The 13,862-nt window shown below is 68.3% G+C and carries 8 protein-coding genes; 5 read left to right on the top strand and 3 right to left on the bottom strand.

Annotated features, from left to right (window positions below):
* Positions 1–46: 46 nt before the first annotated feature.
* Positions 47–2,716, bottom strand: coding sequence for a glycerol-3-phosphate 1-O-acyltransferase PlsB (plsB, locus tag E4A48_RS16730; protein WP_039008559.1), 2,670 nt, complete (start codon positions 2,714–2,716; stop codon positions 47–49).
* A 94-nt stretch (positions 2,717–2,810) separates the two neighbouring features.
* On the opposite strand from plsB, the gene E4A48_RS20650 reads away from it, so the two are divergent.
* The 4 genes from E4A48_RS20650 to E4A48_RS16710 all read left to right on the top strand — a co-directional run bounded on the left by E4A48_RS20650 (position 2,811) and on the right by E4A48_RS16710 (position 9,894).
* The gene (locus E4A48_RS20650; protein WP_185910670.1) at positions 2,811–4,043 is read left to right on the top strand and encodes a hypothetical protein; all 1,233 of its coding nucleotides are present in this window, start codon (positions 2,811–2,813) and stop codon (positions 4,041–4,043) included.
* Positions 4,044–4,051: 8 nt separating this feature from the next.
* Positions 4,052–5,116, top strand: coding sequence for a LacI family DNA-binding transcriptional regulator (locus E4A48_RS16720; RefSeq protein ID WP_080763484.1), 1,065 nt, complete (start codon positions 4,052–4,054; stop codon positions 5,114–5,116).
* 91 nt (positions 5,117–5,207) lie between these two features.
* The gene (locus E4A48_RS16715) at positions 5,208–8,258 is read left to right on the top strand and encodes a TonB-dependent receptor (RefSeq protein WP_142742820.1); all 3,051 of its coding nucleotides are present in this window, start codon (positions 5,208–5,210) and stop codon (positions 8,256–8,258) included.
* 118 nt (positions 8,259–8,376) lie between these two features.
* Positions 8,377–9,894, top strand: a complete 1,518-nt coding sequence (locus E4A48_RS16710; RefSeq protein ID WP_039008555.1) for a tryptophan halogenase family protein — start codon at positions 8,377–8,379, stop codon at positions 9,892–9,894.
* A 201-nt stretch (positions 9,895–10,095) separates the two neighbouring features.
* On the opposite strand, the gene pyrF is transcribed toward E4A48_RS16710, so the two are convergent.
* Both pyrF and E4A48_RS16700 read right to left on the bottom strand, forming a co-directional pair.
* Positions 10,096–10,830, bottom strand: a complete 735-nt coding sequence (pyrF, locus tag E4A48_RS16705; protein WP_142742819.1) for an orotidine-5'-phosphate decarboxylase — start codon at positions 10,828–10,830, stop codon at positions 10,096–10,098.
* Entirely contained in the window at positions 10,827–11,723 is an 897-nt protein-coding gene (locus tag E4A48_RS16700) for a 5'-nucleotidase, lipoprotein e(P4) family (RefSeq protein WP_142742818.1), read from the bottom strand. The genes pyrF and E4A48_RS16700 overlap by 4 nt, the downstream gene beginning before the upstream one ends.
* A 343-nt stretch (positions 11,724–12,066) precedes the next feature.
* Between E4A48_RS16700 and E4A48_RS16695 the strand changes: the two genes are divergently transcribed.
* Positions 12,067–13,797, top strand: coding sequence for a ShlB/FhaC/HecB family hemolysin secretion/activation protein (locus E4A48_RS16695; RefSeq protein WP_260607982.1), 1,731 nt, complete (start codon positions 12,067–12,069; stop codon positions 13,795–13,797).
* The last annotated feature ends 65 nt before the right edge of the window (positions 13,798–13,862 follow it).

Genomic DNA, 13,862 nt, shown 5'->3' with positions numbered 1-13,862 from the left:
CGAACGCGCCGCCACGCGTTTAGTCCCTACCGCAGTAACAGTGCTCTCACTCCGAAACCGGAGCCTCTTCCGGCTTCGCCGCCTCCGGGCTGACCCGTTCGATCGTATGGCGCAGTTCGCGGCCAAGAATGAACTTGGCGTCCTTGGCCCATGCGTCCAGGCGCTCGTCGAACATCAGCTTGCTGTTCGCGTCCGGCCACACCAGCTTCAGTTCGCGCAGCTTCTGGATGAAGCCGCGGAACAGGGTCTTGTCGAAGAACTCCGGCGCGGCCGGGGCGTACAGCAGGCTCAGGCGTTGCGCGGCCTGCTGGCACAGGCTTTCCAGTTCGCCTGCGCCGAGCTTGCCGGGGCCGTTCTTGACCAGCACCGAAATGGCGATGTAGTAGCGCTCGAACGCCTGCTGCAGCGAATGCCCGATCGCGCGCAGGCGGAACACCTCGTCGGTCTGCCCGGTGTTGCGCGCCAGAACCCCGCCATCGTCGTCGTTGACCTGCAGCAGCAGGCCTTCGCGCGCGAACACCTCGATGGTGCGCTCGATGCGTTCGGCGAACTGGTCCTCGCTCCACGGCAGGAACAGTTCGGCCTGCAGGAACGGGTAAACAGTGCGGCCCAGCCGCAGCAGGCCGGAGCGGCTCATGCGGCGGTTGTTCTGGAAGCAGCACGCCACCCACGAGGAGGCGGTGAACAGGTGCAGCACGTTGTTGCGGAAGTAGCTCAGCAGCACCGCGTTGTCGCCGTTGACGCTGAGCACGTCGCCGAGCGGATGCGGCGTGCGGGTCAGCACGTTGATCTCTTCGGCGTGGGCGATGATGCGCTCGGGCGAATGCGGGGTGACGGTGACCCGGTCCGAGTACGGCAGTTCGGCCAGCAGCTTCTTGCACAGTTCGATCTGCGCGATCATGTCGGCTTCGCCCATCGCGTGCTTGGGCGTGGACAGCAGCGCTAGCGCCAGCAGGTTGACCGGATTGACGTCGGCGGCGGCGTTGATGTGCACCTGGATCTGCTGCGCCAGCGCATCGACGGTGCCGTTCAACCAGTTCGGTTTCTCGTCCTCGCCCAGCGGCTGGCCGTCCCAGTCCGGCGCGCGCTGCGCCAGCACCTGGCTCAGCGCGATCGGCTCGCCGAAGTTCACCACCACCTGGCCGTAGTTCTGCTTGAGCACCTTGGGGATGCTCCACAGCAGGCCCCAGATCGACTCTTTCTCCTTGGGCCGGCCACTGAGTTCGTCGAGATAGCTGTTGCCTTCCATCAGCTTCTCGTAGCCGACGTAGATCGGCTGGAACAGCACCGGCTTGCGCGGTTGGCGCAGGAACGCGCGCAGGGTCATCGCGATCATGCCGCCCTTGGGCTGCAGCAGGCGGCCGGTGCGCGAGCGGCCGCCTTCGACGAAGTACTCGATCGAGTAGCCGCCGGCCACCAGCTGCGCCACGTATTCGCTGAGCACCGCCGAGTACAGCGCATTGCCGCGGATCGAGCGGCGGATGAAGAACGCGCCGCCCTTGCGCAGCAGGGTGCCGACCACCGGCAGGTTGAGGTTGATGCCGGCCACGATGTGCGGCGGCACGATGCCGCGTTCGTACAGCAGGTAGGACAGCAGCAAGTAGTCCATGTGGCTGCGGTGGCTGGGCACGTAGATCACTTCGTGCCCGGGCGCGGCCTCTTTCAGCTTGTCCAGGTGGTGCACCAGCACGCCGGCATAGATGCGGTTCCACACGTGGGTGAGCAGGAAGCTGGCCGAGCGCACCACCGGGCTGGAGTAGTCGGCGGCGATTTCCCAGGCATAGGCGTGGGCCTTGCGCCAGGCGTCCATCGGCTTGCTGGTGTCGCGCTTGGCCTGCGCGGCGATCGCCTCGCGCACCGGCTCGGCGGCCAGCACCTGGTCCACCAGCAGCCGGCGGGTCGACAGGTCCGGCCCGATCACCGCCTCGCGGATGCGCCGGAAATGGGTGCGCAGCACGCGCTGCAGCTTGCGCACGGTGCGTTCGGGCGGCAGCCCTTCCTCGATCGTCAGCCGCATCGACACCGGCGGGGCGAAGCGCACGATGGTGCTGCGCCCATTGAGCAGCACGCCGAGCAGGCGGCGGAAGCTGCCGACCAGCGCCCAGTTTTCCGAGAACAGCACCGCAAACCAGCCGCTTTGCTTGTCCGGGGCGCGGCCGACGAAGATCGACACCGGCACCAGGTGGATGTCCAGGTCCGGGCGTTCGCGATGCGCCTGCAGCAGCTTGGCCAACGAGTCGGAGTGGGTCTTGGCGCCGCGCTGTTCGGGGATCAGCGCGTTGTTGCTGCTGCGCCGCGACAGCGCCAGGTAGGCGCGCTTGCGCCCCAGCGGGTCGCCGGGCAGCGGCACCAGCGGCGACGGCAGGCCCGCCTCGCGGCAGGCCTTGTCCAGGATCAGCGCGTTGGACAGGCCGTAGTCCTCCAGCACGTAGACCACCGGGCGGCCGTCGTCGTACTGGCTGGGTTCGGCCGGTTCGATGTTCAGGCCCAGCCACGGATCGGCCACGCGCCCGAGCAGGCGCGCCCACAGCGGCCGCTTGGCGGCGCGCGCGGCCAGCGCCTGGCTTGGCAGCGCGGCAGCGCCGTTGGCCGGCGGCACGCTGCCCGCGGCATCGCCACTGGCAGCGGGGGCGGGCGCGGACGCCGGGTCCGAGGCGCGCGCAGCCGCGGCGGCGTCGGGGAAGGGAAGGGGATTTTGTTCTGGCATCGACGGCATTATCGCTTAGCCGGCGCTGCGTGGTCGGCGGCCGGCGCCGCCGGGGGGCGGCAGGGGCGGCGGGTGCCGCGGCGGCCAGCAGCGCGTCCACCGCGTGCAGGGTATCGCGCAGATACCAGTGCCCCCGGCGGCGGACCAGCAAGGCGGTGGTGTCGATCTGCGCGCTGCCCAGCGGGTACTGGATGCGCACCACGGCCTGGTCGCCTTGCTGGCTGACCAGCCCGGTGCGCAGTTCGCGCGCGCTGGTGTCCAGGTCCAGGCCGTAGCCGGCCAGCACCGTCTTCAGCTCTCCCAGGAACGGGCCGAGCCGCTGCAGGCTCTGCTCCATGCCCTGGCTGCGCAGGTCGGCGTCGCTGCGCAGGCCGGTGCGGCGTGCGGCGGCGCTGAGCTGCGCGATCGCCGCCTGCGCGCGCTTGCGCTCGGCCAGCGGCGCGTGTTCGGCCCAGCCGCTCAGCCCCTGCACCAGCTGCACGTAGTGGCCGCGCTGCTCCGGCGTGTAGTCGCCCTGGTTGCGCAAATACTGCACGCCGAACAGGCCCAGCGAGTGCGCGGCCTGGCGCAGGCTCGCGGTCTGTCCGCCGAACTGCGCGTCGAAGGCGCGCTGCAGCTGTCGCTCGGCGTCCGCCGCGGCCAGGGTGTCGAGCACTTCGGGCAGGCGCTCGGCCAGCGGCAGCTGGGTCAGTGGCCAGCGGCTGCGGTCCTCGCTCCAGGCCTGCTGCAGGCGTTGGTACCGCTCGGACGGGACCGCGGCACGGGCATAGCCGGCCAGGTCGTTGCGCTGCAGCGTGCGCGCCAGCTCGCGCACGGCCGCGGCCGGTTCGGCGCTGGCGCCGGGCAGCTCGGCGGGGCTGCGCTTGCAGCCGGACAGAGCCAGCGCGGCCAGCAGCAGCGCTGGGACGACATGCAAGGGCGTGAGCCAGGTCGGGCGTGGCGGCGACATACTCTATTCGGCTCGTTCCCCAAAACGTTCAGCATCTTGCTGCGCGCGCGCGATTCCGGCAAGCCGCGCGCCCGTGCGGTGCCGTCGCGGCGGCTGCGGGACGCGATGTCGATGTCGCTGCAGGACAATGCTTGGCCCGATCGTCCTGGCCGAGACAACGATAGCGGCGCGACGTCGGCGTATCGCACGGTGTGCCGCCCCATTGCGCAATGCTGCGGCGCATCATGTCACCGCTTGCAGTTGCTGTTACCGTCCGCCAACCTCATCTTGGGGTGGTACTGGACGGGGGTCCCAGTGCGATACATGTTCGAAATCTTCCGAGAGCTGCATCACACTGATATCGCCCGCTGCGGCGTGGCGCTGGGCAAGCCGTTGCGGGCCCCGTAGGCACGCTGGTGAATCCGCGCATCGCACACCCGCCCGCGCAGCGCGCGAGCATCACCATCAAGGATGTGGCGCGCCTGGCCAACGTCTCGGTGGCGACCGTATCGCGCACCATGAACGGCCACCAGCACGTGGCCGAACCGGTGCGAGCGCGCGTGCTGGAAGCCGCGCGCACCCTGCACTACGTGCCGCACCACGCCGCGCGCAGTCTCAGCAGCCGCCGCACCCACACCATCGGCGTGGTCCTGCCCGACCTGCACGGCGAGTTCTTCTCCGAACTGATCCGCGGCATCGACATGATCGCCCGCGAGCGCGGCCTGCATTTGCTGGTGTCCAGCTACCACGGCGAGCCGGAAGAGCAGCGGCTGGCGGTGCGGCGCCTGCCCGGACGCGTGGACGGGCTGCTGCTCATGTCGCCCTATCTTGGCACCGCTACCGAGGACGCCGCGGACATGCTGCCCGGTGCGCTGCCGGCGGTGCTGATGAACTGTGCCGAGCGCATCGCCAATGCGCAGGTGCTCAACGTGGACAACTACGGCGGCGCGCGCGCGATGACCCGCCACCTGCTCGACAGCGGCCACCGCCGCATCGCCTTCATCGCCGGGCCGGACGCCAACTTCGATGCACGCGAACGCCTGCGCGGCTACCGCGACGAGTTGCGCGAGCGTTGCCCGCAGGTGCCGCCGCGGGTGTTGCCGGGCGATTTCGACGAAGCTTCCGGCTACCGGGCCGGGCAGGCGCTGCTGCAGGGCCTGCGTCCGGACGTGGTGTTCGCGGCCAACGACATGATGGCGCTCGGTTGCCTGTTCGCTTTCACCCACGCCGGCCTGCGCGTGCCCGACGACATCGCCCTGGCCGGTTTCGACGACGTGCCGATGGCGCGCTACGTGCACCCGGCGCTGACCACGATGCGCGTGGACATCGCTGGCTTCGGCGCGCGCGCGATGCAACTGCTGATTGCCGCGCTGGAACCGCAAGCCGCCGCAGCGGCCGCGGAAGCGCCGCTCGCCACCGATATCGTTCCGCAATTGATCGTCCGCGCGTCCAGCGGCCAGCGAGGGACCGCCATGGACTGACAGCGCCCATCGCGTTTCGCCGTCACCGTCTGCATCCAACTAGAACAAACAACGAATGAACCCGTTTACTGCCCTGGGAGGGGTTTTTGTCATGAAGAGAAAGCGTTCCGCTTCCACCATGCCCGCACGCAGCCTGCTGTGCTGCGCCCTGGCCACCAGCCTGTTCGCGACGATGCCGGCGATGGCGCAGACCAGCACCGCGATCCTGCGCGGCCATGCCCAGGCCGGCGCCGAAGTGGTCGTGACCAATACCGCCACCGGTTCGGTGCGACGCACGCCGGCGGGGGCCAATGGCAACTACACCGTGATCGGCCTGCCGCCGGGCAGCTATACGGTCGAGGCCAACGGCATCAAGCGCAATGTGACGCTGCAGGTCGCCTCCTCGTCCACGGTCGATCTCGACGCCAGCACGGCCGCCGCGCCGGGTGGCGACGCCACCACGCTGAGCACGGTCAACGTCACCGCGCCGCCGTCGATGAAGGACGTCAAGACCTCGGAAGTGGGCAACGTGGTGTCGCTGCACCAGATCCAGCAGCTGCCGCAGGCCACGCGCAACTTCCTCGAGTTCGCCGACACCGTGCCGGGCATGGTGTTCCAGATCGATGGCAACGGAAATACCAAGCTGCGCGGCGGCGCCTCCAACGCCAGCGCCAGCAACCTGTACATCGATGGCGTCGGCCAGAAGAGCTATGTCAAGGGCGGCGGCATCGCCGGCCAGAGCGACACCCAGGGCAATCCGTTCCCGCAGCTGGCGATCGGCGAATACAAGGTCATCACCTCCAACTACAAGGCCGAATACGGCCAGATCAGCGGCGCGGCGATCACCGCGGCGACCAAGTCCGGCACCAACGAGTTCCACGGCGAGGCGTTCTACCGCTATACCGACCAGGATCTGCGCGACAAGCGTCCGGACGAGCAGAAAAACGGCAAGATCGATTCGCAGACCAAGGAATACGGCTTCGCCCTGGGCGGCCCGATCATCCAGGACCGCATGCACTTCTTCGTTGCCTACGAGGGCAAGGACAACATCGCGCCCAAGAGCATCCAGGCCGATGCCAACGCTGGTTCCTACACGGGCTTTCTGCCCTCCAACCTGAGTAGCCAGTATGGCGCGGCGAACATGCCGTTCTCGGAAGACCTGTATTTCGGCAAGATCGATTTCGAGCCGACCGATCGCGACCGCATCGAGCTGAGCGGCCAGTACCGCGACGAAACCCAGGTCGCCAACGTCGGCGGTACCAGTGCCACCGACCACGGCACCAACAAGATCAACAAGGACAAGCGCGCGAGCCTGCGCTGGCAGCACAGCGCCGACAACTGGTTCAACGAGCTGATCGTCGGCACCGAGAACTCGGAGAACAACCCCACGCCGATGAGCATCGGCAACGGTATCGCGTACAAGTATCTCAACTACAACGACCCGAACATCGGCGAGTACACCTTCCTGGAAACCGGTTCGGCTGGCGGCTTGAACGTGCAGCGCAAGAGCCAGAAGGGTTGGTCCCTGCAGAACGACCTGACTTTCACCAGCTTCCAGTGGCACGGCGAACACACCATCAAAATGGGCGTGAGCTACAAGGACATCAAGCTGACCTCGCAGGACGCGGCCGCGTTGAATCCGCAGTTCAGCTACTCGGTCGATGCCAATGGCATCGTCGCCATCCCGTACCGCGTGGATTTCGTCGCGCCGTACGCCACGCCGGGGCAGAAGGCGACGGTGGAATCGCCGTCCAAGCAGTACGGTATCTACATCCAGGACGATTGGGCCGCGACCGACAAGCTGATGATTAACGTCGGCGTGCGTTGGGACTACGAAAAGAACCCGGCCTACACCGACTTCGTCACCTCGCAGGACTTCGTCAACGCACTGTACTCCGACGATCCGGCCAACCCGGGCCAGCCCTGGGCCAACCGCCTGCTGCCCAGCGGCATCAATGTCGCCGATTACATCAGCACCGGCAACAACCGCAAGAACTTCAAGGATGGCTGGGCGCCGCGCCTGGGCTTCTCCTACGATTTCTTCGGCGACGAGCGCGCGGTACTGCACGGCGGCGCGGGCCGTTCCTACGACCGCAACCTGTTCGAGCAGCTGGCGCTGGAAACCAGCAAGGCCGCGTTGTCGCCGGTGGTGGTCTACTTCAAGGACCCAACCGCCAGCGCGTGCTACAAGGCCGACCGCGCTTGCGCCGATTGGGATCCCCGGTACCTGCAGGGCGTGGACCAGCTGAACACCATTCCTGGCGTCAGCGGCAGCGCCGAACTGTTCATGTTCAACAACAAGATCAAGACTCCGTACAGCGACCAGTACAGCATCGGTATCAGCAACCAGGTCGGCGACTGGCTCACCGATGTGACCTTCCAGCGCATCCTCAGCTATGACGGCTTCGCGATGTCGCTGATCAACCGCTACCCGGATGGGTCTTACTTCGATGCCACCGGCAGCGCACCTTGGGGTGAGCCGGTCCCCGGCTACCAGAACACGATTCTGGGCAGTAACGGCCTGGAACAGCGCAGCAGCCAGGTGCTGTTGTCGGCGGAGAAGCCGTATACCAAGGAATCGGGCTGGGGCCTGACCCTGTCCTACACCCACACCAGCGCGCGCCAGAACCGCAACATCGACGAGCCGTACGGGTTCGACAAGGCGACCATCCACGATTACCCGTTCGTGAAGTCCGATGCCGCGGCATCGCACCGCTTCGTCGCGTCCGGTTCGATCGACGGACCGTGGGGCATCACCTTCGGCGCCAAGGTCGTGTTGGCCACCCCGGAACCGGTCAATACCATCGCCTGCTTCGGCCACACCGATGCCGACGGCGCCACCTGCCAGCAAATCGGCTTCGTGCCGCCTGGCAGCGGCAAGTTCCTGGTCGGTGGCAAGATCTGGGGCTACCGCACGGTGGACTTCCAGGCTACCAAGGACTTCACCGTGTACAACGACTTCAAGCTGTCGGCGCGCATCAATCTGCTCAACGCCTTCAACTTCAAGAACTACTCGAGTTACATCTACGGTGGCCCGGATGAATCGGGCAACTACTTCGGCACCGGCGGACGGTTGGACACCAGCTATGTGGGCTTGAACACCACCGGCGACATCAACTACGTCCCGCGCACCGTGACCTTCGAAATCGGCGCCAAGTTCTGATCCACCGCATCGCCCGCGCGTGTGCCCGACCGGCGCGCGTGGGGTTTTTCCGGACGGGGGAGCTTGGCCCCGTTCGCGTATCGGATACTCCCTTCTTTCCGTACAGGACCGCGCACGCATGATCGCCGCCCCTCTCCGCAATCTGGTCATCGTCGGCGGCGGCACCGCCGGCTGGATGGCCGCCGCCGCGCTGGCGCGCGTGCTGGGCCCGGACTACCGCATCACCCTGATCGAGTCGGAACAGATCGGCATCGTCGGCGTCGGCGAGGCCACCGTGCCGCACATCAAGGCCTTCAACAACCTGCTCGGCATCAACGAAGCCGAGTTCGTGCGCCAGACCCAGGGCAGCTTCAAGCTCGGTATCGAGTTCGTCGACTGGCAGCGGCCGGGCACCACCTACATCCATGGCTTCGGCACCGAGATCGGGCATTCGCTCGGGCTGCTGCCGTTCCAGCAGTACTGGTTCAAACAGGCGCTGGCCGGCAAGGCCAAGCCGCTGGGCGCCTACACGCTCAACACCGTGGCCGCCAGGCGCGGCAAGTTCATGACCTCGGCCAGCGATGCGCCGCCCAATTCGCCGCTGGGCAACATCGCCTACGCCTACCATTTCGACGCCTCGCTGTACGCGGCGTTCCTGCGCCGTTTTTCCGAGCAGCGCGGGGTGACCCGGCGCGAAGGCATCGTCGAGCAGGTGCAGCTGCATCCGGAATCGGGCGATGTGCGCTCGGTGCGGCTGGCCTCGGGCGACACGATCGCCGGCGATCTGTTCATCGACTGCTCCGGGTTCTGCGGCCTGCTGATCGAGCAGGCGCTGCACACCGGCTACCACGATTTCACCCACTGGCTGCCGTGCGACCGCGCGCTGGCGGTGCCGTGCGCCAAGGTCGGCCCGCCGACGCCGTACACCCGCGCCACCGCGCGCGCGGCCGGCTGGCAATGGCGCATCCCGCTGCAGCACCGCACCGGCAACGGCTATGTGTATTCCAGCGCGCACATCAGCGACGACGAGGCCGCGGCCACGCTGCTGGCCAATCTGGACGGCGCGGCGCTGGCCGATCCGCGCCCGCTGCGTTTCGTCACCGGCCGCCGCAAGCAGGTCTGGAACCGCAACGTGGTCGCCCTGGGCCTGGCCAGCGGCTTCATGGAGCCGCTGGAATCCACCAGCATCCACCTGATCCAGTCCGGCATCTCCAAGCTGCTGGAGTTGTTCCCGCGCGAGGGCATCAGCCCGGTGCTGGTGCAGCGCTACAACGACCGCATCGCCTTCGAGTTCGACCGCATCCGCGATTTCCTGGCGCTGCACTACACCGCCACCGAGCGCGAGGACAGCGACTTCTGGCGGCAGTGCCGCACCATGGCGATCACCCCCGAACTGCAGGCGACGCTGGACCTGTTCGGCGACAGCGGCCGTTTCTACCGCAATGGCGATGAGATGTTCGCCGAGATCAGCTGGGTGCAGGTGATGGTCGGGCAGGGCATCCTGCCGCGCGCCTACCACCCGCTGGTGGACCAGGTGCCGGCCGCGGACATCGAACGCTTCGTCGCCAGCATCGAGCAGACCATCGGCCATTGCGTGGACGCGATGCCGCCGCACCAGGCCTTCATCGACCGCTACTGCGCGGCCGCGCCGCGCTGAGCGGGCCTCCCGGCCGCGCGCCGGGCAAAAAAAAGAGGCCACGCGCACCAAGGCGCGGGCCTCTTCAAAATCCGACCGAGGCCGGAGAACGGTTTGTGGCACATCTCCGGCAACGCCGGACGCTGCGCATGCTACCGACAGTGCGCAGCTAATGCAATGGTTTAAGTTTTAGTGGCTAAATCATTGATATTTATTGAGAGATCAGCACGCCGCCGTATTCGCAAGGGTGGCGGCGATCTCGCGCTGGATCGCCTCGGCCGCGGCGCGCGGGTCGGCGGCCTGGCGGATCGGGCGGCCGACCACGATCGCATCGGCGCCATCGGCGAAGGCCTGGGCCACGCCGACGGTGCGCTGCTGGTCGTCGCCGACCGGGCCGCCGGGGCGGATGCCCGGGCACACGATCGAGAAGCCGGCGCCGGTGGCACGGCGGATCGGCGCCGCTTCCTGGCCGGAGGCGATCACCCCGTCGATGCCGGCGGCCTGCGCGGCCAGGGCGCGCTCCACCACCACCTCCTGCGGTTCGCGGTCGATGCCCATCGATGCCAGGTCGGCGCGGCCCATCGAGGTCAGCACGGTCACCGCCAGCAGGCGCATGTCGCCGCCGTTGGCGGCGGCCGCGGCCTGCATCATCGCCGGGTGCCAGCCGTGGATCGTGCAGTAGTCCACCGGCCACTGCGACAGGCGCCGGATCACCCCGCCGACGGTGGCCGGGATGTCGAAGAACTTCAGGTCCACGAACACGCGCTTGCCGCGTGCGGCCAGCGTCTCCAGCACGTCGAAGTATTCGCCGGAGGCCAGCAGCTCCATGCCGATCTTGTAGAACGCCACCGCGTCGTCGAGCCGCTCGATCCACTGCAGCGCCTCGCTGCGGCCGGGCACGTCCAGGGCGAAGATCAGCCGTTCGCGCGCGTCCAACGCCAGCGGCGCGCGGCTCACTGCGCCAGCTCCAGCGCGTCGCGCTTGGCCTGGTGGCGCGCGGCGCGCGGCTGCGCGAAGTCGTTGTTGAACAGCGCCGGTTCCCAGGCGCCGTAGCTGGGGTTGGGCAGCATCCACCAGCGCTCGCCGAACCAGTCGTGGTAGTGCTGCAGCAGCTGCGCGCGGCCGTCGGGGGTATTGGCCACCACCTGCACGAAATCGCCGAGCTGGTCGCCGAACTGCATCAGCACGCGGTACTGCTGGCCGACCAGCTTGCGCCGGCAGTTCTTCTCCGCGCCGTTCTGCTCGCAGCCCTTGACCACGGTGCCCAGGCCCAGCAGCACGCTGTTGTCGGCCACCGGCAGGCCGGCGCTGCGCAGGTTGGCCAGGGTCGCGTCGGTCAGGTGCACCGCGCGGTTGGACACGTACAGCACGGTGATGCCCTTGGCGGTGGCCGCCTTGGCGAAATCGACCACGCCAGGGATCGGCTTGGCCTTCTTCTCGGCCACCCACTGGTCCCAGCTGACCTCGTCGTATTCCTTGCCGTTGCGGATCAGCCGCGCCTGGTACGGCGCGTTGTCCAGCACGGTTTCGTCCACGTCCATCACCACCGCCGGCTTCAGCCCGGCCGTGGCGTTGCCGCGCTCCTCCGGCACCAGCGCGTCCCAGTTCGGCTCCTTCAGCGCCGCATCCAGGCGGTCGGCGGCCGCGCGGTAGGTCTGCTCGGCCACGGCCCGGTACTCGGCCGAGCGCTGCATCCACAGCACCGCGTTGAGGTTGTCGTCGCCGGCCACTGCGGCGTCGGCGGTCTTGGCGGTGGGCGGTGTCGTGGCATCGGTGGCCGGCGCCTGCGGCTTGCAGGCGGACAGGGCGAGCACGGCGCAGGCCAGTGCGGTGCGGGCGATCGGGGTCATCGGGCGCGGGAACCTAGGCGGGCAATCGACCGATTTTAGCGGGTTGGGGCCGTTGGCGTGGCGGGACGGACACGCCAACGCGGCGTTCGGGCCAACCCGCCAACGCCCCGCCACGCGTGTACACAACCGTAGACAAATGCGGCCTGGGGCGATGCGGTTCCGAATAGAACGCGTTCTGCGTCACGTAACGCTGCAGGTGTTAGGGGATCTCCCGACATCCTGTCAGGGAGACCCGGATTTTCCAGTCATGTGGCGTGCACCACAGTGCGTCCCGCATGCACGGGAGGCGCAGCGCCAGTCGGAAGGATGCGATCGACGCCTTGCGCAGGCAGGGAGACGCCGGATGCGTAACAGGGGAACTACCGTGGTGTCGTTGAGAAAGGGAACCGTCCTTGCCGCTTTGGCGGTGTGCGCCTGCGCAGGCCGCGCGTTGCCGGCACTGGCTCAGGAGCAGCCGACCACGCTCGACCGGCAGGAGCAGCTGCGCCAGGCCGAAGAGGTGCAGCGCAAGCAGGAGCAGGACCGCCAGGCGCCGTTCGCCGGCCCGCGCGAGCCGGCGGCGCCGGCCGACATGCGCAGCCTTGCGCTGCCTACCGAAACCCTGTGCTTCCCGATCCAGCGCATCCAGCTGGGCGGCGCCGGTGCCGATGGCGCGCGCTTTGCCTGGCTGTGGCTGTACCTGCGCCAGTACCAGGGCCGCTGCATCGGCCGCGAAGGCATCGACCTGATCCGCCGCCGCGCGCTCGATCAACTGGTCGCGCGCGGCCTGGTCACCACACGCATCGGCGTGCCCGAGCAGGCGCTGTCCAGCGGCCAGCTGCGTTTCGAACTGATGCCCGGCCGGCTGCGCCAGGTGCGCGTGCAAGCGGCCGACGGCCGTGCGTTCTGGCGCGGCGCCTTGCCGCTGCGGCCGGGCGACCTGGTCGATCTGCGCGCGATCGAGCAGGCCGTGGAACAGTTCAAGCGGGTGCCGTCGCAGGACGCCAAGATCGACATCGCCCCGGGCGAGCAACCCGGCGAATCGGACCTGGTGATCACCCTGCAGCAGGGCCGGCGCTGGCGCAGCGTGCTCAACGCCGACGACTCCGGCGTGCGCGCCACCGGCCGCGCGCAGGGCGGCATCGACGTCGCGCTGGACGCGCCGCTGGGCATCAACGACCTGCTGTCGATCGGCTACAACCACGACCTGGTGGATCGCGGCGCCGAGCGCGGCACGCACGGCAACAGCCTCAGCTACAGCGTACCGTGGGGCTGGTGGACGTTCGCGCTGTCGCTGTCGTCCTACCGCTACCACCAGCGTGTGGACGGCTATCTGCAGAGTTTCCAGTCCAGTGGCGCGTCCAACAGCGCCCAGCTCGACCTGCAGCGGGTCATCCATCGCAACGGCAGCAGCAAGACCACCGCCGGCGTGGTGGTGGCCAAGCGCGAGGCGCGCAGCTACCTGGACGGCATCGAGATCGGCATCCAGCGCCGCCACACCACCAGCGCCGAGGCCTCTCTGAGCCACCGCCGCTACCTGGGACCGATGCAGCTGGACCTGCGCCTGGCGCACCGCCGCGGTACACCGTGGTTCGACGGGCAATGGACCGGTTACGACCCGGCAGTGGGTTTCCCCAGCTTCCGCTACGGCGTCACCACCCTGGATGTGAGCACCGGGCTGCCGTTCAAGCTCGGCAGCGTGGCCGCCAGCTGGGACAGCAGCCTGCACGCGCAGACCGCCTCGCAGCTGCTGCTCGGCTCGGAATTCATCAGCATCGGCGGGCGCTACAGCGTGCGCGGCTTCGATGGCGAACGCACCCTCGGCGCCGAGCGCGGCGCGTACTGGCGCAACACGCTCAACCTGCCGGTGCAGCGCCTGGGCATCGTTCCGTACCTGGGCGTGGATGCCGGCCGCATCGGCGGCCCCAGCGCCAGCGGGCAGGACGGACGCAGCCTGGTCGGCGCCTTCGCCGGCGTGCGTGGCGCGCGCGGCGGGCTCACCTGTGACGGCTTCGCCGGCTGGGATCTGCACGCGCCCCGCGATTTCGATACCGCGCAGCCGGCCTACGGCGTGCGTGTGACCTATCAGTTCTGATCCCCTGGCCGCCGTCGGGCGGACCGGGTTTTGTTTTTTGAGCGCCGGTGGCGCGATGAGAGAGA

It is taken from the genome of Xanthomonas translucens pv. cerealis, from assembly GCF_006838285.1.
Classification (GTDB): domain Bacteria; phylum Pseudomonadota; class Gammaproteobacteria; order Xanthomonadales; family Xanthomonadaceae; genus Xanthomonas_A; species Xanthomonas_A cerealis.
This window is presented reverse-complemented; position numbering and strand designations above follow the sequence as displayed.

Bases quoted from the DNA above. Each gene is read 5' to 3' on its own strand.
- E4A48_RS16700 (WP_142742818.1), bottom strand. From the start codon at position 11,723: ATGACCCCGATCGCCCGCACCGCACTGGCCTGCGCCGTGCTCGCCCTG.
- E4A48_RS16715 (WP_142742820.1), top strand. From the start codon at position 5,208: ATGAAGAGAAAGCGTTCCGCTTCCACCATGCCCGCACGCAGCCTGCTG.
- E4A48_RS16710 (WP_039008555.1), top strand. From the start codon at position 8,377: ATGATCGCCGCCCCTCTCCGCAATCTGGTCATCGTCGGCGGCGGCACC.
- plsB (WP_039008559.1), bottom strand. From the start codon at position 2,716: ATGCCGTCGATGCCAGAACAAAATCCCCTTCCCTTCCCCGACGCCGCC.
- E4A48_RS16695 (WP_260607982.1), top strand. From the start codon at position 12,067: ATGCGTAACAGGGGAACTACCGTGGTGTCGTTGAGAAAGGGAACCGTC.